Annotated in this window: 20 protein-coding genes, 1 tRNA gene and 1 pseudogene; 13 read left to right on the top strand and 9 right to left on the bottom strand. The window is 41.8% G+C overall.

What is annotated here, in order from left to right:
* The first annotated feature begins 242 nt into the window (after positions 1 to 242).
* A complete protein-coding gene (locus tag F9K23_04910) occupies positions 243 to 3,119 on the top strand; it encodes an insulinase family protein (GenBank protein ID KAB2917726.1) in 2,877 nt (958 codons plus the stop codon).
* Positions 3,120 to 3,188: 69 nt separating this feature from the next.
* On the opposite strand, the gene F9K23_04905 is transcribed toward F9K23_04910, so the two are convergent.
* Positions 3,189 to 4,022 carry a DUF3865 domain-containing protein gene (locus tag F9K23_04905; protein ID KAB2917725.1) on the bottom strand — a complete coding sequence of 278 codons (834 nt, stop codon included), beginning with the start codon at positions 4,020 to 4,022 and terminating at the stop codon, positions 3,189 to 3,191.
* A gap of 100 nt (positions 4,023 to 4,122) precedes the next feature.
* Between F9K23_04905 and F9K23_04900 the strand changes: the two genes are divergently transcribed.
* The 5 genes and pseudogenes from F9K23_04900 (at position 4,123) to F9K23_04880 (ending at position 9,011) form a co-directional block, all read left to right on the top strand.
* Positions 4,123 to 4,797, top strand: a complete 675-nt coding sequence (locus F9K23_04900) for a hypothetical protein (GenBank protein ID KAB2917724.1) — start codon at positions 4,123 to 4,125, stop codon at positions 4,795 to 4,797.
* A gap of 12 nt (positions 4,798 to 4,809) precedes the next feature.
* Positions 4,810 to 5,736: pseudogene (locus tag F9K23_04895) on the top strand (hypothetical protein).
* A gap of 123 nt (positions 5,737 to 5,859) precedes the next feature.
* A complete protein-coding gene (locus F9K23_04890) occupies positions 5,860 to 7,392 on the top strand; it encodes an OmpA family protein (GenBank protein ID KAB2917723.1) in 1,533 nt (510 codons plus the stop codon).
* Positions 7,393 to 7,394: 2 nt separating this feature from the next.
* Positions 7,395 to 8,192 (top strand): ABC transporter permease subunit, encoded by a 798-nt coding sequence (locus F9K23_04885; GenBank protein KAB2917722.1) that lies wholly within the window; start codon positions 7,395 to 7,397, stop codon positions 8,190 to 8,192.
* A 6-nt stretch (positions 8,193 to 8,198) separates the two neighbouring features.
* A complete protein-coding gene (locus tag F9K23_04880; GenBank protein ID KAB2917721.1) occupies positions 8,199 to 9,011 on the top strand; it encodes an ABC transporter ATP-binding protein in 813 nt (270 codons plus the stop codon).
* Between the two features lie 296 nt (positions 9,012 to 9,307).
* On the opposite strand, the gene F9K23_04875 is transcribed toward F9K23_04880, so the two are convergent.
* Positions 9,308 to 10,768, bottom strand: a complete 1,461-nt coding sequence (locus F9K23_04875; protein ID KAB2917720.1) for a Do family serine endopeptidase — start codon at positions 10,766 to 10,768, stop codon at positions 9,308 to 9,310.
* 178 nt (positions 10,769 to 10,946) lie between these two features.
* On the opposite strand from F9K23_04875, the gene F9K23_04870 reads away from it, so the two are divergent.
* Genes F9K23_04870 through F9K23_04860 form a run of 3 tightly spaced genes read left to right on the top strand, consistent with a single transcriptional unit; the run spans position 10,947 to position 13,159 of the window.
* Positions 10,947 to 11,516, top strand: coding sequence for a sigma-70 family RNA polymerase sigma factor (locus F9K23_04870; GenBank protein ID KAB2917719.1), 570 nt, complete (start codon positions 10,947 to 10,949; stop codon positions 11,514 to 11,516).
* A 30-nt stretch (positions 11,517 to 11,546) separates the two neighbouring features.
* A complete protein-coding gene (locus F9K23_04865; protein KAB2917718.1) occupies positions 11,547 to 12,356 on the top strand; it encodes a hypothetical protein in 810 nt (269 codons plus the stop codon).
* Between the two features lie 14 nt (positions 12,357 to 12,370).
* A complete protein-coding gene (locus tag F9K23_04860) occupies positions 12,371 to 13,159 on the top strand; it encodes a diaminopimelate epimerase (protein ID KAB2917717.1) in 789 nt (262 codons plus the stop codon).
* 309 nt (positions 13,160 to 13,468) lie between these two features.
* Here F9K23_04860 and fsa read toward each other — a convergent pair whose 3' ends face one another.
* The 5 genes from fsa to F9K23_04835 form a co-directional block, all read right to left on the bottom strand.
* Entirely contained in the window at positions 13,469 to 14,125 is a 657-nt protein-coding gene (gene fsa / locus F9K23_04855; GenBank protein ID KAB2917716.1) for a fructose-6-phosphate aldolase, read from the bottom strand.
* A gap of 338 nt (positions 14,126 to 14,463) precedes the next feature.
* A complete protein-coding gene (locus F9K23_04850) occupies positions 14,464 to 15,204 on the bottom strand; it encodes a hypothetical protein (protein KAB2917715.1) in 741 nt (246 codons plus the stop codon).
* A 40-nt stretch (positions 15,205 to 15,244) separates the two neighbouring features.
* Positions 15,245 to 15,493, bottom strand: coding sequence for a nicotinamide mononucleotide transporter (locus tag F9K23_04845; protein KAB2917714.1), 249 nt, complete (start codon positions 15,491 to 15,493; stop codon positions 15,245 to 15,247).
* Between the two features lie 66 nt (positions 15,494 to 15,559).
* On the bottom strand, positions 15,560 to 16,114 hold the full coding sequence (locus tag F9K23_04840; GenBank protein ID KAB2917713.1) for a carboxymuconolactone decarboxylase family protein: 555 nt from the start codon (positions 16,112 to 16,114) through the stop codon (positions 15,560 to 15,562).
* A 77-nt stretch (positions 16,115 to 16,191) separates the two neighbouring features.
* Positions 16,192 to 17,058: a helix-turn-helix domain-containing protein gene (locus F9K23_04835; GenBank protein ID KAB2917712.1), complete on the bottom strand. Its 867-nt coding sequence runs from the start codon at positions 17,056 to 17,058 to the stop codon at positions 16,192 to 16,194.
* A 247-nt stretch (positions 17,059 to 17,305) separates the two neighbouring features.
* Between F9K23_04835 and F9K23_04830 the strand changes: the two genes are divergently transcribed.
* From F9K23_04830 to F9K23_04820, 3 genes are read left to right on the top strand one after another with little or no spacing between them, the layout of a single operon-like run.
* Positions 17,306 to 18,937, top strand: a complete 1,632-nt coding sequence (locus F9K23_04830; protein KAB2917711.1) for an acyl-CoA carboxylase subunit beta — start codon at positions 17,306 to 17,308, stop codon at positions 18,935 to 18,937.
* Positions 18,937 to 19,584, top strand: a complete 648-nt coding sequence (locus F9K23_04825; GenBank protein ID KAB2917710.1) for a deoxynucleoside kinase — start codon at positions 18,937 to 18,939, stop codon at positions 19,582 to 19,584. The genes F9K23_04830 and F9K23_04825 overlap by 1 nt, the downstream gene beginning before the upstream one ends.
* Before the next feature lie 3 nt (positions 19,585 to 19,587).
* A complete protein-coding gene (locus tag F9K23_04820; GenBank protein ID KAB2917709.1) occupies positions 19,588 to 20,196 on the top strand; it encodes a WbqC family protein in 609 nt (202 codons plus the stop codon).
* Here F9K23_04820 and F9K23_04815 read toward each other — a convergent pair.
* Positions 20,184 to 21,140: an acetyl-CoA carboxylase carboxyltransferase subunit alpha gene (locus F9K23_04815; GenBank protein KAB2917708.1), complete on the bottom strand. Its 957-nt coding sequence runs from the start codon at positions 21,138 to 21,140 to the stop codon at positions 20,184 to 20,186. The two genes, F9K23_04820 and F9K23_04815, sit on opposite strands and share 13 nt — an antisense overlap.
* A 172-nt stretch (positions 21,141 to 21,312) precedes the next feature.
* Between F9K23_04815 and F9K23_04810 the strand changes: the two genes are divergently transcribed.
* Positions 21,313 to 21,386: transfer RNA gene (locus F9K23_04810), tRNA-Asp, on the top strand.
* A gap of 59 nt (positions 21,387 to 21,445) precedes the next feature.
* Here the strand turns inward: F9K23_04810 and F9K23_04805 are convergent.
* Positions 21,446 to 22,507: a hypothetical protein gene (locus tag F9K23_04805; protein ID KAB2917707.1), complete on the bottom strand. Its 1,062-nt coding sequence runs from the start codon at positions 22,505 to 22,507 to the stop codon at positions 21,446 to 21,448.
* Positions 22,508 to 22,511 lie beyond the last annotated feature (4 nt).

The raw sequence follows: 22,511 nt of genomic DNA, 5'->3' as shown, positions 1-22,511 counted from the left end.
GGGGCGGGCAAAGTTACGGGTTTTAACCTGTAGCAGTAATTACTTGAAACTATTGTATGAGTGAGCAGGATGTGAAATCCTGTTCTTTTGTAGATATCGAAACGGAGGATTTTAAACCCTCCGTTTTAGGCATTGCCATAGAGACAGGTTTTATACCTGTCTGATTTTCCGTCTCGGACGTTGAAATAGCTACAGGTTCTATACCCGCCTGAATTAATACCTATCCAAATGGTAAATGCTCAATGCAGCACTGTTTTGCCAATCCCGCCATCTTTTATAACTTTACCCACTTAAACCAACAATCCTCTATTATGCGTTTGAAACTACTTGGCTGTTTAGCCTTTTTAGTAATGCTTTCGGGCTTGCAGGCCCAAGACCGCTTTGCCCTTTCGGCAGGCTTTCCGGTCGATTCTTCCATCCGTACCGGTGTTTTACCCAATGGCATGAAATATTTTGTGCGCCGCAACGTGAAACCTGAAAACCGCATGGAACTTAGGTTGGCCGTGAATGTGGGATCTACTATGGAAACCGAAGGCCAGCAAGGGCTTGCACACTTTGTAGAACACATGTGCTTTAACGGCACCAAAAACTTTAAGAAAAGCGAGTTGGTGGATTATTTAGAGTCGATTGGAACAAAATTCGGCCCGCACTTAAATGCGTACACCAGCTTTGATGAAACAGTATATATGCTGCAAGTGCCTACCGATAAAGAAGAGTATGTAACAAAAGGCCTTCAGATATTAGAAGATTGGGCGCACAATGTGAGCTTTGAAAACGAAGAGATTGACAAAGAACGCGGCGTTGTTACCGAAGAATGGCGATTGGGCTTGGGTGCACAAGAACGTATGCGCGAAAAATACTTCCCTGTGATTTTGAAAGACAGCCGTTATGCGGTTCGCCTTCCTATCGGTAAGCCAGAGATATTAAAAAATGCACCTTACGATACCCTTAAACGTTTTTACTACGATTGGTACCGTCCTGAATTAATGGCGGTGATGGCTGTAGGTGATTTTGACCCTGCCGAAATGGAGAAAAAAATCATTGCACAGTTCTCTAAAATACCTGCCCGTACTAATGGATTGCCCGTGCAAAAATGGGACATTCCTGATAACGACCAACCGTTGGTATCAGTAGTATCTGATAAAGAAAACACCTACACTCAGATACAAATGTTTTATAAACATACTGATAAAGAGGTTAAAACCGTTGCCGACTACAGGCAGCAGTTGATAAACAACTTGTACGGCAGCATGCTTAATGCCCGTTTGGAAGAACTAACCCAAAAGCCCAACCCTCCGTTTATTTACGGTGCTTGTGGTTACGAAGATTTTTTGAGACCTAAGGACGTGTACTATGCCATTGCAATAGTATCTGAAGACGGCATACAGCGCGGTATTGAAACCTTGATACAAGAAAACAACCGTGTTCGCAAATTTGGTTTTACCGGAACTGAGTTGGAGCGTGCCAAACAAGAAATGCTTCGCGGTATTGAAAAGACATTTAGCGAGCGAGATAAAACCCCGTCAGCATCTTATGTGGGCGAATACGTACGTCATTTCCTTGAAGGGGAAGTGATACCCGGTATCGCCTTTGAGTATGAATTGTACAAACGGTATGTGCCCGGCATTACGTTGGCCGAAGTAAATGCATTGCCCGCACAATGGATTACCAACGGCAAAAACATGGTGGCTATGGTAATGCTACCCGAAAAAGACGGGGTGAAAGTGCCTACTAGCGATGAAGTATTAGCAATGATAAATAATGCACAGGCATTGGAGGTAACAGCTTTTGTAGATGATGTAACCGATATGCCTCTGATGGCGCAAAAGCCTGTTGCGGGTAAAGTAACTGCCCAAAAAGAAATTAAAGAAGTAGGGGCAACTGAGTTTACACTTAGCAACGGGGTTAAAGTATTGCTTAAAACTACCGACTTTAAAAACGACGAAATTCTGTTTACCTCATCAGGATGGGGCGGTGTGTCGTTGTTTGGCGATGAGGATAACCAATCGGCAGATTATGCCAGCTATGTAATTGCCCAAGGCGGAGTTGGAGAAATTAACAACATCCAGTTAGAAAAAATGCTAAAGGGTAAGATTGTAAGGGTATCGCCCACTATCGGTAATTACTCGCAAGGATTTAACGGAAGCTGTTCTCCTGCTGACTTGGAAACTGCTTTACAATTGATTTACCTGCGTGCTACCGCTCCCCGCAAAGACGCTGATATTTTTGCCGCTCTTATGGAGCAAATGAAGCCCTATGTATTGAACAGGGGTAACGACCCTGAAGAGGTTTTCAGCGATACGGTAAGCGTTACCATGGCAAACCACCATCCACGCGTAAAACCACTTACTATTACTGAACTTGGTAAAATAAATCTTGACAGGGCGTTTGATATTTACAAACAAACCTATTCAAACTTTAACGGTCACACGTTTGTGTTTGTGGGTAATGTTGATGTTGCGTCTTTTAAAGCCCTTGCCGAACAATATTTGGGCGCACTACCCTCGGCCGCTAAACCAAAAGAGTGGAAGGATATAGGCATTAAAGCACCAAAGGGTAAAATTTCTAAGGTGGTTAAAAAAGGCGTTGAACCCAAGAGCTATGTTGAGTTGCACAGCCACGGCAAGTTTGAGTGGACCATGCAAAACCGTCTTGAGTTTAATGCTTTGATGAGCGTATTACGTATAAAACTGCGTGAAAACCTGCGCGAAGATAAAGGCGGAGTATACGGTGTCGGAGCCAACGGCTACCCATCTCGCATACCTCAACCTTCGTACAATATTACAGTACAGTTTGGTTGTGCCCCTGAAAACGTAGATACATTAATAAACAACGTTTTGCTTGAGATAGAAAAGCTAAAAACAAACGGCCCAGAGGAAAAAGACCTTATTAAAGTGAAGGAAACCCTAAGGCGTGAACGCGAAACCAGTTTGAAGGAAAACAATTTCTGGCAAAGTGTTCTATCACAATACTCACAAAACAACGAGAAATGGACTGACTTTGCTCAATACGATAAACTGGTGGATGCTATTACAGCCGAAACCATCAAAAAGCTGGCAAACAAGTACCTGACTATGGAAAATTATGCCCGTTTTGTGTTGATGCCTGAGAACCGATAGAAGTATCCCTTTAAACAAAAAATGCACGAAGCAAAAGCTTCGTGCATTTTTGTTTAAATATGTATGAAACTAGTTCAAAAAAGCACCCGTAACATCAAAATCTTCGCGTGTGTTTAATTGAGTTTTGGTAGCAACTCCAACATACACGGCTTCAACTGCAAGTTGTTCCCACCATGTAGATAATGCAATACAAACAGACACATATCCTTTAATCATATTGCCGGTGTTTTTACTATTTATAAATGGTTTCACCGCATCAATTAGCCCTTGTTCGTGGCCAATTTCAAAATCTTTATGGCCATCAATATACAGTTGTGTTAAATCCCTTTTACTTATTGCAGGCAGGTTTTTTTTATGCCTGTAAGCAGTTACAATTTTATCCAAAATCACAAATTCAGGTATTGCGCTACCTTCAAAAGCCATAAGAGCACCAGCAACAAAGGCATTATCTACTTCCTTAAAAATGCGTTTCATTTTATCTAAAAAACTCATTGTTATTCCTGAGGCATTGTAATTATCTGTTTCAATACCTAAGTCATTTTTATAGCCTTGGCGCATCATCTCTAGGTGTGGGATGTCTTTTGTTTCTTCACCTTTTTCCTCGTTAATATTTCTGATAATTTCGTTTTGCAATAGCTTCCAATCATGATTTCTCAAAGCAGCATCCAACAACATATGAATTGCAGCATAAGAAAACGCAGAATACTCCTTAATCACAAACTCAGTCTGTAGGCTGTCAAAACCATCTAATAACTCAACCACAGGGTTAGTCTCAGGGTAAAGGGCTTTACAATTACTTTTGGCTAAATTTTTTACGGCATATAGACCATCGTCAAATCCATTAAACGGAGAAGTTGTGATTTTTGCAATTTCGGCAAGGAGTATTAATGACTGTTTTTCCATTGGTAAATGAGGGGTTTATTTTATCGTAAAGATAGCAATGCCAACATAAAAACATGCTAAAAATATGTATGTTTGTGAAACAAGATACCTGTACGGTAGCATGATAAACCTAAAAAACCTTAAATCGTTATTTATAGTTACTGAGGAAGAAAACCCTGAAGCTTCCAAAACCGAAGAAAATTCAGCCCCAGTATCAAATACTACTCCGCCTGCTACAAGAACTGTGGCTCCAAACACCTCCGGAGGAGGGATTTACGAAGACCGTATCGCCGAATCTCTTTTTGAAGCTCTTGAAAAAAATAACCTGGAGGGTTTTGATTATTTTGAGTTTAAAAACTCATTGAAAGCATTATCACAAATGCCCTTAGATGAGGCTACGCGCTTCCGCTCGGCGTTTGCTACTGCCTCTACAATGGGACTAACGGTAGATAAGCTGCTACAAACTGCCGATCATTACCTTAAAATTCTTGGTAAAGAGCACGTTACTTTTAGTGATGTCGTATCCCAACAAAAGGAATCAAATATTAATGGACGGGAACAGGAAATAGACCGACTGAACAAAATGGTTCAGGATAAATCCGAACAAATAAAACAGCTTACCGAAGAAATTCAGAAGCATCAAGCAGATGTTCAAAAAACACGTGAAGAAATAACGCTTGCAAAAACCCGTATTGAGCAGGCTGAGGCGAACTTTAACAGTACCTATACTGCGGTAGTTACTCAAATGACAGACGACGTTACAAAAATCAAGCAGTATTTAATTTCCCCTAAATAATATCAGTATCCAATGGAAGGAATGAAACCCAAAAGTTTTTGGCAGCGTCCCGAGGGCGTAACCGGCTTTATTACGTTAGCAATGATAGTAGTGGGCGGTGGTTTTTTACTTTATACCATATTGCCCTTTTTAATTACATTATTGCAAAACACATTATATGCAGTATTGCTTTTTATGGCATTGGGAGCCATAATATATATATTACTCGACTCACGTTTTCGTAATTTAATCTGGTTTATGTACAAAAGCGTTATGCGTTTTGTAACCGGATTGTTTGTGCAAATAGACCCGATAGGAATTCTACAAACATACATTGGCAGCTTGCAGGATAATTTGGTTAAAATGGGCGACCAAGTAGCCAAATTGCGTGGCCAGATGCGTAAGCTAAAGGATATTTTAGACAATAACGAGAAGGAGAAGGATGACAGTCTTGCAATGGCCAAGCAAGCACGTGATGCAGGCAAGCAAAACATCTTAATTTTAAAAACCCGCAAAGCAGGCAGGTTAGAAGAGTCGAACTTAAAGTTGGGCGATTTATACCGCAAAATGGAAATCTTGTACCGCGTACTTAGTAAAATGTATGAAAACAGCGAAGTGCTGTTAGAAGACGTGAAAGACCAAGTAGCGGTAAAAAAGATGGAACGTGAAGCAATACGCACAAGTCATTCTGCAATGCGTTCAGCAATGAATATTATTTCAGGCGATAAAGATAAACGCATGATGTTTGATCAGGCAATGGAAGCTATTGCTGATGATGTGAGCCGTAAAGTAGGGGAGATGGAACGTTTTATGGAACTATCAGCAAACTTCATGGATAGTATTGATTTGCAAAACGGAGTGTATGAAGAACGTGGACTTGAGATGCTTGAACAGTGGGAGAAAGAAGGAATGTCGTTATTGTTAGGCGAGGATAAAACCATACTTATCTCACAAGGTAACGACGGTAAACCCCCGCTTGATATAGAACGCCCCTTGCCTAAAGGAAATAAATCGGATATTAATCCATACAATCATTTATTTGATTAAATAATATAGTTAGCACTTTATAAGAATTATAGTAAAATGAACAAATTGACACCCCTTTCAAAATTCCTTATTGCTGTTGTAATTGCAGGTGGTTTGGGTTATTTGATATATTCATTGGCGAATAACAAAAACATTACTGAAAAACTGCTGCCCAAAGGCGGGTCAGAAAATGCCAGTGATGTTGATAGGGATAAACTTATTCGTGTGGGCGTTGTGACTTGGGGCGGATATGCCGGAGGTGAATATTTTAACGAAGGTTTTAAACCCTCAAAAGAATCACGTTTTACAAAAGAATACGGCATTAATGTAGAGTTTGTACTTAATGACGATTTTAACTCATCACGCGAAGCTTGGAAAGCAGGCGAGATAGATGTGTTATGGACAACGATTGATGCGTTTCCGACAGAGGTAGATGGTTTTAAAGATCTAGACCCTCAGGTAATATTTCAAGCTGACTGGTCGCGTGGTGGTGATGCCATCGTAGTGCGCAGGGGCATTGATAATGTTGCAGATTTGAAGGGCAAAAAAGTTGCCGTGGCTCCTATGACCCCATCAAACACGTTTTTGATTTGGTTGTTGGATGCAGGGGGACTTAAGAAAGAAGATATTGAAATTGTTGAAGCACCTAATGCTGTTGATGCCGCTGCTTATTTTAAAGCAGGTAAAGTAGATGCTGCCGTAGTTTGGAGCCCGGATGATGAGGATTGTGTGAAAAACGTGAAAGGTGCTAAAGTTTTGCGTAACACAAAGTCAGCTTCAAACATTATTGCGGATGTGTTTTTTGTTAAAAAAGCCTACTTAGAAAAGAACAAAGAAGACTTAAAGAAGTTAGTTGAAGGCTGGTTGCGCGGTGCAGCAGAAATAAACTCATCAGAAAGCAATAAGCAAAAAGCTGCTAAAATACTTGCCGGAGGGTTAAACCTACCCGAAGAGTTTTGCTACAATGCTATAAACAATGCCCGTTTGTGTACATATGGTGATAATGTTAACTTCTTTAACATTGAAGGTAATTATACCGGTGTTAAAGGTGAAGACCTGTATAACCGTATGAGCAAATCATACAATAAATGGGGGTATGCTCCTGCTACAGTGCCCGCGTTTAGGTTAATTGCTAATCCATCTTTGATAAAGGATATTAAGCTTAACGGTAATGAACACAATGCAGAGGAGCAAACAGAGTTTTCACCCGTTACAAAAGAGCTTAAAACTGCCCCGGCTTTTTCAGCAAAAGCCATTACCATCACCTTTGCTACCGGAAGCGCAACGCTGGATGAAAACGCAAAGTATATTATAGATATGGAGTTTACCGAAATTGCCAAGGCTTTTGGTAATGTGCGTGTGCGTATAGAAGGAAATACTGATAATGTGGGCTCAGAGGCAACAAATCAAGTTCTTTCGGAACGTAGGGCGCAAGCAGTAGCTGATTACTTAGCGTCTGAACACGGAATGCCTCGAAATAAATTTGTTATTGTGGGTAACGGTAGCAAAAAACCCGTTGCGGATAACAGTACAGATAAAGGCAAATCGAAGAATCGCCGTACTGAGTTCCAGCTTCTAGCAGAAGAATAATTATGAAAAAACTTTTTGGAGAATTTTTTAAGCTAAGAGGGACACTACCAAAACCTGTTTTTACCATTATAGAAATAACAGGTATAGTTTTACTATTGTTGGTTTGGTACATTGTAACCAACCTTCAATTAATACCTTCTTCGCTCTTACCTGCTCCGGGTAAGGTAATTTCTTCGTTTGAGGAATTACACTTTAAGGATGCGCTGGTGCGTAACTCTTTCTTCTCCATAAAAATCAATTTTTTAGGATATGTAGTAGCCTCACTTATTGCTATACCATTGGGATTTATGATTGGGATGTTTCCTATTTTCCGCTCATTGTTCAATAGACCCATTGATGCAATACGATTTTTGCCTTTAACAGCCGTTACAGGGATATTTATTGCGTGGTTTGGCATTGGTACCGATATGAAGGTGTATTTCCTTGCGTTTGGTATTGTGGTGTATCTATTGCCAGTAGTTGTGCAGAGAATAGATGAGGTAGAAAGTATTTACTTGCAAACGGTTTATACGTTGGGTGCCAATAAGTGGCAAACAGTTACTTCTGTTTTTATACCTAATGTAATGGCCAAGCTAAGTGATGATATCAGGGTGCTGGTGGCAATGAGTTGGACTTACATAATAGTGGCTGAACTTATAAATAATACAGGTGGGTTAGGGGGACTTGCATGGCAAGCTCAAAGACAGAGCCGTATTGATAAGTTGTTTGCCATACTGCTGGTGATAATACTGATAGGTTTTTTACAAGATAAATTATTTAAACTGGCTGATAGGCTATTGTTTAAGCATAAATATCAATAATACTGTATGAGCGATACTTTTTTTGATAGTTCATTGCCCAACGTTATTGAGTTGCGGGGGATACGCCAAACGTACGACGGGAAGAAGTATGTGCTTGACGGACTTGATTTTGTAGTACCCGATAAACCCGATCAAGGTCAATTTATTGCTTTGATGGGAGCGTCAGGTTGCGGAAAATCTACGTTGCTTCGCTACATATGCAATTTGCAACAACCCACCGAAGGAACAGTTTTGGTAAATGGTAAGCCTTTAGATGAAAAAACAAGGGTAAGCATGGTGTTTCAAAACTACTCCTCGCTTCCTTGGTTTAGTGTGCTGGATAATGTTGCCTTGCCCTTAAAGTTCAAAGGAGTTGATAAAAAGGAGCGGGAAGAAAAGGCAATGGCAATGATACAGTTGGTAGGGCTTGACGGGCACGAGAAAAAGTATGCAAAAATGCCGGCTCTTTCAGGTGGGCAGCTACAGCGTGTAGCAATTGCACGAAGCCTGATTGCAAACCCGGAAATTATAGTAATGGACGAGCCTTTTGGGGCATTGGACATTAACACTCGCTTGCAAATGCAGGATATGCTTGAGGATATTTGGCTAAAGTTCCACTCAACCATCATTTTCGTTACTCATGATATAACAGAGGCTGTTTATTTGGGAGACGAGGTTTACATCATGGCGGCAAATCCGGGACATATTGCTCATAGGGTGAGTGTTGATTTACCATTTAACCGTACTCGTGAAAGTAAACGCGAAAAACGCTTTATTGAGTTGGTGAACGAGGTTGAAGATTTGATGAACATAGTGAGCGCTACAGAGCAAAAGGGGTAAACAAGACGCTTTATGCCCATTCTTTTACAATCAAATTCCTTATTGTAGCTGATAAAAATAAAAAAGCCCGTGACGATAAAACATCACGAGCATCTCAATTTATATAATTAAGCCACCAAGTTATTGGTCAATAGGAGTTTCAAAAAGGAGTGAGCTGGTTTGACGGAGTCTGGAAATATGTACCTACAATCGAAGGTATAAAAATAATACGATACAATGCAAGTGCTTTTTAGTCAATGAAAAGGCCGCCATACAGAAGTATGGCGGCCTTTCTATTATGTAGCGATTGTAATTTTTTATTCAAGTTTCAAACCATACACCCCTTCGCTGCCATCGGGGTTGTATCCTTCAACCAATATGCCGCCTTTTTTGGTTTCTAAAAGACGTTTGGCTTCAGTTGTAGTATATACAGGTTTTTTATCAATGTGGGTGATGATAAAACCTTCGGGAACACGGGCATTTTTAAACGGACCATTGCTCACTTTTTTCAATTTCACGCCGTTTTTGATACTGAATTTCTTTTTATCAGCTGCGTCAATGCCTTCCAACTCAACACCCTTCATAGCTGTAACGCTCTCTTTCTTGTCTGATTTTTTTACTATTTCAGTAGTTCCCTCTCGGTTTTTAAGCACAGGGTTCAGCACCATTTCTTTGTCCTTACGTTTCACGGTAACATTCAGTTTATCACCGGGGTGGTAACGGCTCACCTGCTCTTGCAATTCAGACGATGAGTTAACAGCTACATCATTAATCTTTATAATCACATCACCGTCTTTAATACCGGCTTTTTCGGCAGCACTGCTCTCGTTCACACGGTTCACATACACACCTTTAATATCCTTGATGCCTTTTTCTTGCGCAAGAGCAGCTGTTACATCGGCAATTTCAATACCCAAAAAGCCGCGTTGTACTTCGCCGTATTTTAGGATATCGTCCATTACCTTTTTCACAATATTCACGGGAACGGCAAAAGAATAACCCGCATACGAACCTGTACGGGTGGCAATGGCGGTGTTGATACCAATCAACTCACCGTCCATGTTTACCAAGGCACCGCCACTGTTTCCGGGGTTTACAGCCGCATCGGTTTGTATAAAGTTCTCAATAGCGTATTGGTTATTGGCATCGCGCAACAGGTTGATGTTACGGCCTTTGGCACTCACAATCCCTGCGGTAACCGTGCTGGTAAGGTTAAAGGGATTGCCCACTGCCATTACCCATTCTCCTACTTTTACATTATCGCTGTTACCAAAACGCAAGAACGACAAGTCAGTCGCTTCTATTTTTAAAAGGGCAAGGTCAGTACTTGGGTCGCGACCTACCAACTCAGCTTGAAAACTGCGTTTATCATTCAATACTACTTCAATAGTGTTGGCACCTTCAATTACGTGATTATTGGTGGCTATATATCCGTCAGGAGTCATAATTACACCTGAACCTGAACCGCCGCCCGGTTGCAATTCGGGCATTTCAAACCCCTCACCGAAAAATTGGTGAAAATCAAAGCCTTCACCACCGCTCACTGCTTCGGCTGTGGTTTTAATATGCACCACTGCAGGGGTAGCTACTGCTGAAGGTTGTGTAAAATCAAAAGCAGGAGTACCGTCAGGGTTTCTTAAGTTAGCAAAGGCTACTTTACCCTGCATTTCTTCAATACTTTTCGGGTTTTTCTTTTCTACGATTTTAAAAACGCCCAACGCCACGGCCCCGCCGAGGCAGGCTACTAAAAAGGTTCCTAAAATTTTCTTATAATTCATATTGTAAGCAATTTAATGTAATTAACGGTTTACCACCCTAAAACGGGTTTCAGGAGTAAAATAGTATCAATTCATATACCAAAGTGCCGTGCATACATAGTATTTTTGCAGCCGTTAGTCGATGGATAAAAAAACTTATCTTGCCATTTACTTTTTAACCCCCATACAGAATTAACCAATGTTTGGACGCAAAAAATTCAGCGACGAGGAAATAGTAGAAGAAATACGAGGAGGGAACCAGCAGGCGCTGGTGTATTTGTATCAGAATAATTTTAGTTCGGTGAGGAATTACATTTTAAAAAATAACGGCACGCTAGAAGACGTTGACGATATTTTACAAGATGCGGTGATTGCAGTCTGGCAAAATGTCAGTCAGCGCAGTTTTAACCTCACCTCTAAACTGAATACATATATATATGCCATAGCCAAAAATTTATGGCTGAAACAATTGAATAAGGATAAACGCCTTGACCCGCTTGAGGATTTTCACAGCAATACCCATCCGGCCGATGAGCCTAAAAACCATAAGATGGACTTGGATATTGTGGTAGAGTACCTTGAGAAACTGGGCGATACCTGCCGCGAGCTGTTGCAGTTGTTTTATTTTGACGGGTTGGATATGACCTCGATAGCTGAACGAATGGATTTTGCCAACGCAGATACTGCTAAATCAAAAAAGTACCAGTGTTTTAAAAAGCTGGAACAGTTGATTAAGCAAGATTTTACCAAAGGTGATTTTAACATTTAACTGATGTAACACATTTACCCTTTACCTGTGATGAATTTTGACGATAACATACAAGAGGTTTTTGACCGTTACCTTACGGGACAAATGGATGAGGCGGAAACTAAAGAGTTTTTGCAGCAACTTGACTCTGACCCAGCCTTTAGGGAGGCATACGAATGGCACCGGAATATGGTGGCCGGCATACGTGAGGCACGACGTGAGGAACTAAAGGATTATATTAAGAAGAATGCCAACATTAAATATATAGGCAATATTTGGGGGCGCAGTTGGGTAATGACTTCGGCGGCTATTTTGGTGATTATGTTTGCATCGTATGTGGCGGTTGAATACTTTATGAACTCAAGTAATAATGAACCTACTGCCGAGCAGAAATCTAATGACAGCAACAAAACGGATTCAAAGGGTGTTAATGAAGGCGGAATAGCCGTTGAGAACGAGGATAAAGGTAAGACCCAAGAATCGCCTGCGTATGTTGAAAATTCTACTCCCCAACAAACCAATGGGGATGATGCAACCCCTGAAATTAAAAAAGAGGTGGATTTGTATGCGCTCACTAAAAACAAACAAGAAAATATAACCCGTATTGCCAGCGGTAAAAGCTCAGGCAAACTGTTGGTATATTATAAATCTGCCGATGCTCTTAAGTATCAATACGAGCCGAATAAGCTGACTTTGTATAAAGTACCGTTTGAAGATAAAGTGATGGTGTATGAGATAGAAAAGGCATCATATTTGGTATGGAATAAGGGGTATTACTCGTTGAAAAAAGACGGTAAGCCCAACGATTTAACCAAAGTTACAGATGCAGAGGCGTTGAAAGGATTGCCTCCGATTAAATAAAGAACGGATTAGTAGTGGAGATAGAATTTTTTAAATACCAAGGCACAGGGAATGATTTTATAATGGTTGACAACCGCAACCTTGCCTTACCCCAAAAGAATACTGAATTGTACCGCAGGCTTTGCGACCGTCGTTTTGGCATTGGCGGCGATGGTTTTATAATGGTACAAAACAAAGAGGGGTATGATTTTGAGATGGTTTACTTTAACAGCGACGGCAATGAGAGCAGTATGTGCGGCAATGGCGGACGCTGTATAACCATGTTTGCCAAGCAATTGGGTATTATAAATACGAAAGCCCACTTTTTAGCAGTTGACGGGCCGCACGATGCCGAAATTTTTGACGATGGCCGTGTGAGCTTATACATGAAAAATGTGGACGAGGTTGAAAGAATTGGCAATGATTTGTTCCTCAATACAGGCTCTCCGCATTATGTGAGGTTTATTGAGGGGGATATTGATGCTTTTGATTTGATTACCGAAGCGCATAAAGTGCGTTATAACGAACGCTTTGCTGCACAAGGCACTAACGTTAATATAGTGAAACCCGAAGGTAGCGTGCTAAAAGTACGTACCTATGAACGCGGTGTAGAGGGTGAAACTTTCTCATGCGGTACAGGGGTTACGGCGGTTGCGCTGGCTGCTGCTGCAAACACACCCAACGGCAAGGATATTGTGCAACCTATCAGCACACCGGGCGGCAATTTGCAAATTGTGTTTGACAAAATAGGCCCTGACAAGTTTGAGAATATCCGTTTGGAAGGTCCTGCTGAATTTTTATTTGGCGGTCGCGTAAGCGTTTAACAGTTACCATTCTTCATTTACCATTTTTCATTTAGCCATTACTGTTTTGGTTACTGTCTTTTATTCTCATTGGAATAATAGCATCACATTGTTTTGAGTTTCCAACTACTGTTTATTAAAACAGTTCTTTGGTTTCCTGATAATGGTTTTTGCTTTAATCATTGCAAACCATTGTGCAAGTAGTAACTAAAATAACACAATAACCGCGTAACTGCATAACACCGTAACATGGGTTTACAGACGCTATAAGGTTAAACAAAAAACGCCTGCCTTTGGGGCAAGCGTTCAAATATTCTGCTAAAACAGTAATTAGCTGTTTAGTTTAGCATGGTCGGCCAAAAACTTCTTCAAGCCGATATCAGTCAAAGGATGGTTCAACAACGCCATAATGCTGTCAAGCGGGCTGGTGATAACGTGTGCTCCTAATTCGGCACATTTAACAATGTGCACAGGGTTACGGATAGAAGCTGCCAAAATTTGGGTAGCATATCCTTGCACGGCATACATGCTGCTCATTTGGGCAATCAGTTCCAAACCGTTGAATGAAATATCATCCAAACGACCCAAAAATGGAGATACATACGTTGCACCGGCTTTAGCCGCCAACAATGCCTGTCCGGGTGAAAACACAAGTGTGCAGTTAGTTTTGATACCTTTGTTTGCAAAGTAGTTCAACGCTTTTACACCATCTTTAATCATCGGTACTTTTACTACTATTTTTTCATCAATAGCAGCCAGTATTTCACCTTCGCGAACAATACCTTCAAAATCAGTGCTGATTACTTCGGCACTTATATCACCGTCAACAATGTTACAAATGGCTTTGTAATGTGCCATTACAGCATCTTGCCCTTTAATGCCTTCTTTAGCCATTAGTGAAGGGTTGGTAGTAACCCCGTCTAATACGCCTAAATCGTTTGCTTCGCGTATTTGGTCAAGATTGGCGGTATCAATAAAAAACTTCATTTTGTGTGGTTATCAGTTATTTGTTATTGGGTAATTATGAAACGGTTGCAAAGATAAGTAAACATCCCGATGTTGTTTTAGCAGGATTGAAATCCTGCCCTGTAAAAATTACAACGCGAAGCGGGACTTAAGTCCCGCTTCGCGTTGTAATTTTGGTAGCATCGGGTTTTAACCCGATGGATATACGTATTTTGGGTTTAGACCAATAAAAAAGGCCTGTATCTCACCGCTACAACCACATGCCCTTGCTCCATTCCTGACCTGGGGGATTAGTGGGAGCTGGTAGTACAGACCCACGGCAAATATAATACGCCGATTGGCTTAACACAAAATTTATATTACTCTTTGCGTAGAATTTTGATGGGCATACTTAGTTTTATCGGTATGCGGCTACTATGTATGTCGGCCATATCCCACAATGGCATAGCGTATATTATGTTGATTATTTGGTGATTGAAAGCACTATCTAATCCACCGTTAATAATTTTAGCATTAGTTGCTTTGCCTGTGCTGTCTAAATAAAAATGTGTCAAAACTTTTCGAGGGAGACTATCTGCATACGACGAGAGGTCAAGCGATGTTAGCTTTTCGTCAACAAATTTTATCCTTGCCTCTTCCCCGCCCGGATAAGCTGGAAGTATCATCATTTTACCTAAGATAATTTCCTCAGTTGGGTCGGGGTAGGGTAATTCAATTGCCGGAGGCGGGCTATCAACAGCGGCTATACTGTTAGTGTTTTCGAGGGCAAACTCAGCGTGTGTTTTCTCACCCGTAAAACCTGTTAAAAGCAGCCCGAACGAAAGCAATAATGCCAGCAAGAACGTTTGGAAATAGTTATACCGTCGGTGTATTGTTGAGGCAGGGATGTGGATAGTTATTTCAGGCAGTTGGGGTTGTTTTTTTATGCGTCCGCAGATATTCTCATTTTTATGGTTTGCGAAGTAATTAAGTACCTCCTCATCGCTCATTCGGGTAAAATCGACCACTGTTTTGCTACATAAACTGCAAAAACGGCCTTGCACAGTAGGAGACATTTTATCCCAGTTTTCGTGGCAGGGGGTAGGTATGTGATAACGCATATTGTTGAAACGAACTTTTTGCCCGTGAAGTTTAAGCCGCTTAATTTTGTGATACCCGTGCCTCACGCACCCATTTCAAATACCCGCGAGAGTTCATCAGTAAAAATACAAAATTACCGATGGCAATAGCATAGCTACCCGTTAGATACCCCACATACACCCACAACGCATTGGAGATGATAAATGACACAAAGCCCCATTTGTTGCGGTTGCCCAATAAATACACCGCATACAAGCTAAGAGCCATTGCTACCCAATCAATCCCGTAAAACCGCAATAAGTCTTCCATGAGGGCAAAAATAGAAACGGCGCATAACTAATAAGCTATGCGCCGCATTAAATGTGCGGGGCTTAGTTAAACTGCTTGTTGAGCGGGGGTTAATTCAGGCACTGCCGGAAAATCTATCGGAGTCTGCACAATATTGTTAATGTAGTTGGCAAACACTTTATCGGCCACAAGGGCTACCAAATCAACTAGTGCAGCTTCGTTATATCCTAACGCGAAAAACTTGTCAAGCAATGTTTGCTCAGGGTGTCCATGCGTGCGTTGAATTTCAGCCGAAAGGAGTGCAATAGTGTTTAGCTTTTCATCGGGGTGGGTACCTGCACGTAGTTGCAAAATCTCTTCTTCGCTAAAGCCGTTCATTTTTCCAAGGACAGTATGGGCACTTAGACAGTACTGACAATTATTTACTTGCGAAACAGCAAGGTTCACAACCTCACGTTGTTTAATGTTAAAAGCACCTTTAGCATTCCCTTGTTGGTAGGCTAAACTGCTTTGCAGTGCGTTGGGTGAATGACCTATGTAAGCAAATAAATTGGGAAGAAAACCAATTTGTTTTTCAAGGTTTTCAAAAATTGCTTTTGAGCCGGCAGGGGCAGTTTCTTTTGTTGGGATGGTGAATTTCATGACTGTAAATATTTGTTTAAATGTTACAGCACAAAGGTCATGGTGGCTGTGCAGCCAAAGAATAGCAGTGCTTCCCGTTAAGATACCAATTCTTCCCTTGGTTCGGTTTTTAGCAACCCGTCTTTAAAACTTGTGGGGCTGTAGCCGGTTTGTGTTTTGAAAAACCTGCTGAATTTTGAAGCATCATCAAACCCCAGTTCAAAGCCTATCTCTTTAGTTGATTTATCGGTGAACATGAGCATCCGTTTTGCCGCCAGCGTAATCCGTTCGTGTATTATCTGCAACGGAGTTTTACTATAAAACAGATGAAACAAATTTGATAACGTTTTTGGCGATTTATTCATCATCGCAGCATATTCGGTAACGGTGTGCAGTTGCCTGTAATTTACATCAACCAAGCGGCTATAAGTTCTCACCGCATCTAAATCCGTTTCTGCGTAGTTTAGTCTGCCATACAACTGTTTTTTTGCCAAACGGGTAAGAATGATAATCATACGTTTTAATAATATACGCAGCATCTCACCTTGCAAATTGTCCTCGCTTTTAAATTCTTCGGCAAAAAGTAAAAGCAAACCTTCCAATTGTTCGGTTTCTACATCGCCAAGCGTTAATGCCTCAGCACCTTTCGCCCCCCAAAACAATATACCCGAGCAAGAAACCACCTTGTCGTGGTCAATCACACAATAAAAATCGCGGTTAAATTCAACAATCACCGTCCCCTCGGTTGGTGCAAAGTCAATACGGTTTTCAAAGCCCAACGCCAATACCTGCCCTTCTTGCAGTTTCATTGGCAATCCGTCCACCATTAGTTTAGCCGAATGCTTTCGTTGCCATATCAGCGTAAAACATCCCAGCGGAGTTTCGGGTCGGTAGCGGGCATCTTCAAACTCAGTTTTGCAGCGCAAGAAAGCCTGCTGTTGTTGTTCAACGTATAGATTGTTCATCAGGGAGTACAAAGCAACGTACTAAATTACTCACCCGCAATGCCTTGTTTTGGATTTGTATGGGATTAAATTTCAACAAGTAGGATATTGTAATGACATAGGCCCTTGAAATCGTGCTGGAAAGGCTAATCATTAGGTTATTTTTGATACAGATGGAGTAGGTTTTGTTTACGCTTATTTGACTATTAAATACAAACGATATTTCCCTTTGTCAATTAAGCCATGTTAGCTTATTTTGCCCATTGATATGTCTGACTTAGAATTTAACAAGAACGAAGACGCGATGCGTCTTTTGGTGGATAAACTAAAGTACGAATTTGGCAAAATAAGCAAAGGCGGCGGCGATAAAGCTGCGGCCAAGCAAAAAGAAAAAGGCAAAATGCTGGCTCGCGAGCGTATTGCCTATTTGCTGGATAAAGACAGCCCGTTTATGGAAATAGGGGCTTTTGCTGCCTATGATATGTACGAAGAATACGGTGGTTGCCCCAGTGCAGGCGTTGTGTGCGGTGTGGGGTATATACAAGGACGCCAGTGCATGGTGGTGGCTAACGATGCCACTGTGAAAGCCGGGGCATGGTTTCCTATGGCAGGCAAAAAGAATTTGCGTGCCCAAGAAATTGCCATGGAAAACCGCTTGCCCATTATTTACTTGGTAGATAGCGCGGGCGTTTTCTTACCTATGCAAGACGAGATTTTCCCTGATAAAGAGCATTTCGGGCGTATTTTCCGTAACAATGCCATTATGAGCAGCATGGGAATTACCCAAATATCAGCCATTATGGGTAGTTGCGTTGCGGGCGGTGCTTACCTGCCTATTATGAGCGACGAAGCCATGATTGTTGACAAAACAGGCTCGATATTCTTAGCAGGTTCATACCTTGTAAAAGCAGCCATTGGCGAAGATATTGACAACGAAACATTGGGCGGCGCTACTACCCATTGCGAAATATCAGGCGTTACGGATTATAAATTCCCCGATGATAAGAGTTGCTTAGACCGCATCAGAGGGATTATGGGTAAAATCGGTCATTTTGAAACCGCAGGGTTCGACCGTATTAAACCTGTGAAGCCTGCCAAAGACCCCCATGAAATTTTAGGCATTATGCCTGCCGACCGCACCAAGCAGTACGATACCCTTGAGTTGATTGAGCGTTTGGTAGATAACAGCGAGTTTGACCAATACAAAGAGCTTTACGGTAAAACCATTTTGTGCGGTTACGCCCGTATAGATGGTTGGGCTGTGGGCATTGTGGCCAACAACCGCAAACTGGTAAAAAGCAAAAAAGGCGAAATGCAGTTTGGCGGGGTAATCTATTCAGACAGTGCTGACAAGGCGGCCCGCTTTATATTAAACTGTAACCAAAAGAAAATACCTCTTGTGTTTTTGCAGGATGTAACGGGCTTTATGGTTGGCTCGCGCAGTGAAATGGGCGGTATTATAAAAGACGGAGCCAAGATGGTAAATGCTGTTGCCAACAGTATTGTTCCTAAAATTACCATTATCACAGGTAACTCCTACGGTGCAGGTAATTATGCCATGTGCGGCAAGGCATACGACCCCCGCTTTATTTTTGCATGGCCTACGGCTAAAATTGCAGTAATGGGAGGCGAGCAAGCCGCCAAAACCTTGTTGCAAATACAAACTGCCACGCTAAAAGGGAAAGGGGAGGAGATTACCCCCGAAGCCGAAAAAGCGTTGCTGGATAAAATTACCGACCGCTACGAAGCCCAAACTACGCCGTATTATGCAGCATCGAGGTTGTGGGTGGATAATATCATCAACCCGTTGGAAACACGCCAGCACATCTCAATGAGTATTGAGGCGGCTAACCACAGTCCTATTACCAAGCAATTTAACCCCGGTGTGATACAAACCTGATGCAACACAAGTATCCATACCTGATTGTTGAAGGGAATATTGGTGCAGGAAAAACCAGTCTCAGCAAAAAACTTGCGGCTGAGTTTGATTGTCGCCTGATGCTGGAGCAGTTTGAAGACAACTCATTTCTGCCCAAATTTTATAACGATTCACGCAGGTTTGCCTTCCCGTTAGAGTTAAGTTTTTTGGCTGCACGCTTCACACAGCTTAAAGATATTATTACCAACCAAAGCGAGATTTTCAGTAATCCTTCCATTATATCCGATTACAGCTTTTTTAAGAACTTGGTGTTTGCAAGGGTTACCCTTGAAGACGACGAGTTTCAGCTGTTTTATAAACTGTATGAGATTATACAGCCCCAACTGCCCCGCCCTGACTTGATTGTGTACATACACCGCCCTGTAGGGCAACTGATTGCCAATATCAGCAAGCGGGGGCGCAGTTACGAGCAAGACATTCGTCCCTCGTACCTCGAAAAGATTGAGGCCGGCTACTTTGAGTTTTTTAAGCAGATGCCCAAGCAAAAAGTGGTGGTGATAGACGCTAAAAATCTTGATTTTGTGAACGATGCCGATGATTATGAACGTTTGAAAGACGTTTTGTTTACTACTGAATTTGCCGAGGGCATTTCCCGCCCTGTTATATAGCCTATGGGTACATCTGTTTTAATAGAATTGCACTATTTGCCAAGCATAGCGTATGTAAATGCCATAGCGGGCAATGCTGTGCTTTTTGAAGCCCACGAGCATTTTATCAAGCAAACCTACCGCAATCGTTGCCGCATTGCAGGAGCTAACGGAGTGCTGGATTTGATAGTGCCTGTAAAGAAAAAATCGGCCAAAGTACCCGTAAAAGAATTGGAAATAATGTATGCCGAAAAGTGGCAGCATACCCATTTTATGGCCGTGCATTCAGCCTATCGCTCGTCGCCGTATTATGATTACTTTGAAAACGACATCCATCGGTTATTTTTCACCCAACACAAGTATTTGCTGGATTACAACCTGATGTGGCTGGAGTGGGTGGTAAAAACACTCAAAGCTACCATCAATCATTCATTCACTACGGAATACACTGTGCAAGCAGGGGAGGGGGTAAACGATTTACGCAATACCATCAGCCCGAAAATAGAAACGGAATTTGTTCACCCGCACTACACGCAGGTGTTTGAAGAAAAGCAAGGTTTTATATCCAACCTAAGTATTTTAGATTGGATATGTAACGATTTGCAAGGGGCAAGAAGCTTTTACGCCTCTTGATATACGCCCATTTTAGAAAACTTCTCTACCCTAAAGTTTATCAAATCTTCGGTTGAGTAGCCGCTAAGCTCTTTCAGCAAGCGTTTAATTTCTGTTTTAAGCGTTTTGTACATCGCTTGTGGGTCGTTGTGGGCACCACCAATCGGTTCTTTAATAATACCGTCAATAAGGCCTTGCTCCAACATATCCGTAGCGGTTAGTTTCAACGCTTCAGCAGCCCTTTCTTTATAATCCCAGCTACGCCATAAGATAGACGAGCAAGACTCAGGCGAAATCACTGAATACCAAGTGTATTCAAGCATCATCACTTTATCTCCGATACCAATACCCAACGCACCGCCCGAGGCACCTTCACCAATCACTATACAAATCACGGGTACTTTAAGCACGCTCATTTCAAGCAGGTTGCGGGCAATTGCTTCGCCTTGGCCGCGTTCTTCTGCCTCCAAACCGGGTGAAGCACCGGGAGTGTCAATCAGCGTGATAATGGGCTTATTGAATTTTTCGGCCAGCTTCATTAGGCGTAATGCTTTGCGGTAGCCCTCAGGGTTGGCCATACCAAAGTTGCGCAACTGGCGTTGCTTGGTATTACGTCCTTTCTGGTGACCGATAATCATCACACTTTTACCATCAATGCTGGCCAAGCCGCCAATCATGGCTTTATCGTCCTTCACATTGCGATCGCCGTGCAACTCTATAAATTCATCACAAATATTCTCAATATAATCCAGCGTATAAGGCCTGTCGGGGTGACGTGATATCTGCACCTTTTGCCAGCCTGAAAGGTTGCTGTATAATTTCTTTTTGGTTTCAAGTATTTCGGCTTCCAGCTTCTTTATGCTGTCAGTAACGTCCACTTTACCCTTTGCCTGCACTTGTTGCATTTTCTCCAACTGTTCTTCCAGTTCGGCAATAGGTTTTTCAAAATCCATCAGTTGTGCCATACTTACTTCATTTTTTTGAACCCGCAAAGTAAACCAATTTTCAAATTAGGTACACTATGCCCATTGCCTAAATAAATAAGATGTTGAAAATTAGCTAAATCAGTAAATTTTTAAAAAAAATATTGACAAAACACAGCATATAGCTATATTTGCACTCCCTTTTCGAAACCACGGTCTGGTAGTTCAGCTGGTTAGAATACGTGCCTGTCACGCACGGGGTCGCGGGTTCGAGTCCCGTCCAGACCGCAAAAAACAAAAAAGCCCTTGCAATGCGAGGGCTTTTTTGTTTTGTATTCGGGTGATGTTTACCAGTTTCGGCAAATCGTATTTCCGCTGCACATAGGTGCTACGCATATCTGTAAATCCGACGCACATACCGACATCCAGTTCATATTTCCATAAACGGGGTACACACTTTCCCAGCTTGATTGATTGTAAATGAAGGCCATATTGAAATACTGGCCGTTAAAATTACCGCCAACTTGTGAGCCCCTCGATTCTTTATACCAACGGCCCAAAAAACCGCGCTTATGCTGTTGTACAATAATGTGGGTGGCAGTGTATTTTTCGCCCTGTAATCCGTACTGGCAATATGTCTTCATCCACATTTTAGCCCTTTTTTGTGCAGGTGAGCCACAAGTAATTTCACCGAGATAATAGTTTTGGCCGCAGGATACACAAAGTGTTCCTGTTGTTTTTAATGCGGTACGGTTAAATTTCACAATGGCATACTCATCTTCCTGCTCAGCACTTTGTGCAGCATAGGTGGGGATTAAGCTTTCATCCGCTTGACCTACCATTACATCAACATCATAATTAGAGTAGTAAATATTCCCCCCTATTTGGGCTTTGTGTGCACCGTTTAGTAACTTGGCACAAAAGGGAGCTTGGGCGTTCACATGCCAGGCATCCAAATCACCGTCGTACACTAATGAGTTGCTGTTTGCGGTGTAATAAGCATCCATATCAGCATCTTCAAGGTCCTCGGGCATATTTTCTACGGCACTCTTGTATTGATCATACAATGAGTTAGTAAACCCGATATTCTGAAACCAGATGTGTGCCGTACTGTCACCCAAACTATCCAATGCCATAGCAGTAGTAAAAAAATGACTCAGGTTTTGAAATATCAGCCTGTCTCCGTTAAATTCAACATTATCCAAAGCATCTTGGTAATTGGCCATTGAATAGTCGGTTTCATTTTCGTCGGGCACCAAATTGGCTTGCGGTAACGGTTCAGTAATGGATGGGTTAGATACAGGGTTGTCTTTTTTACAGCCTGTCATAAGTACTCCTGAGAAAACCATGACTACAATTAATAGAATGAGATGGGAAAGACGTTTCCCTACAATTGGATTAGTGTTCATTGTT

This window comes from Bacteroidota bacterium, from assembly GCA_008933805.1.
Taxonomy (GTDB): domain Bacteria; phylum Bacteroidota; class Bacteroidia; order UBA8524; family UBA8524; genus SB11.
Note: the sequence above shows the minus strand (reverse complement) of the source record. Positions and strands in the feature narration are given on the sequence as shown.

Excerpts from the sequence above, each read along its gene's own strand:
- F9K23_04845 (KAB2917714.1), bottom strand. The coding sequence starts at position 15,493 with ATGGAAGACTTATTGCGGTTTTACGGGATTGATTGGGTAGCAATGGCT.
- F9K23_04870 (KAB2917719.1), top strand. The coding sequence starts at position 10,947 with ATGTTTGGACGCAAAAAATTCAGCGACGAGGAAATAGTAGAAGAAATA.
- F9K23_04885 (KAB2917722.1), top strand. The coding sequence starts at position 7,395 with ATGAAAAAACTTTTTGGAGAATTTTTTAAGCTAAGAGGGACACTACCA.
- F9K23_04830 (KAB2917711.1), top strand. The coding sequence starts at position 17,306 with ATGTCTGACTTAGAATTTAACAAGAACGAAGACGCGATGCGTCTTTTG.
- F9K23_04875 (KAB2917720.1), bottom strand. The coding sequence starts at position 10,768 with ATGAATTATAAGAAAATTTTAGGAACCTTTTTAGTAGCCTGCCTCGGC.
- F9K23_04805 (KAB2917707.1), bottom strand. The coding sequence starts at position 22,507 with ATGAACACTAATCCAATTGTAGGGAAACGTCTTTCCCATCTCATTCTA.
- F9K23_04840 (KAB2917713.1), bottom strand. The coding sequence starts at position 16,114 with ATGAAATTCACCATCCCAACAAAAGAAACTGCCCCTGCCGGCTCAAAA.
- F9K23_04820 (KAB2917709.1), top strand. The coding sequence starts at position 19,588 with ATGGGTACATCTGTTTTAATAGAATTGCACTATTTGCCAAGCATAGCG.
- fsa (KAB2917716.1), bottom strand. The coding sequence starts at position 14,125 with ATGAAGTTTTTTATTGATACCGCCAATCTTGACCAAATACGCGAAGCA.
- F9K23_04910 (KAB2917726.1), top strand. The coding sequence starts at position 243 with ATGCAGCACTGTTTTGCCAATCCCGCCATCTTTTATAACTTTACCCAC.
- F9K23_04865 (KAB2917718.1), top strand. The coding sequence starts at position 11,547 with ATGAATTTTGACGATAACATACAAGAGGTTTTTGACCGTTACCTTACG.
- F9K23_04835 (KAB2917712.1), bottom strand. The coding sequence starts at position 17,058 with ATGAACAATCTATACGTTGAACAACAACAGCAGGCTTTCTTGCGCTGC.
- F9K23_04890 (KAB2917723.1), top strand. The coding sequence starts at position 5,860 with ATGAACAAATTGACACCCCTTTCAAAATTCCTTATTGCTGTTGTAATT.
- F9K23_04825 (KAB2917710.1), top strand. The coding sequence starts at position 18,937 with ATGCAACACAAGTATCCATACCTGATTGTTGAAGGGAATATTGGTGCA.
- F9K23_04850 (KAB2917715.1), bottom strand. The coding sequence starts at position 15,204 with ATGCGTTATCACATACCTACCCCCTGCCACGAAAACTGGGATAAAATG.
- F9K23_04815 (KAB2917708.1), bottom strand. The coding sequence starts at position 21,140 with ATGGCACAACTGATGGATTTTGAAAAACCTATTGCCGAACTGGAAGAA.
- F9K23_04905 (KAB2917725.1), bottom strand. The coding sequence starts at position 4,022 with ATGGAAAAACAGTCATTAATACTCCTTGCCGAAATTGCAAAAATCACA.
- F9K23_04900 (KAB2917724.1), top strand. The coding sequence starts at position 4,123 with ATGATAAACCTAAAAAACCTTAAATCGTTATTTATAGTTACTGAGGAA.
- F9K23_04880 (KAB2917721.1), top strand. The coding sequence starts at position 8,199 with ATGAGCGATACTTTTTTTGATAGTTCATTGCCCAACGTTATTGAGTTG.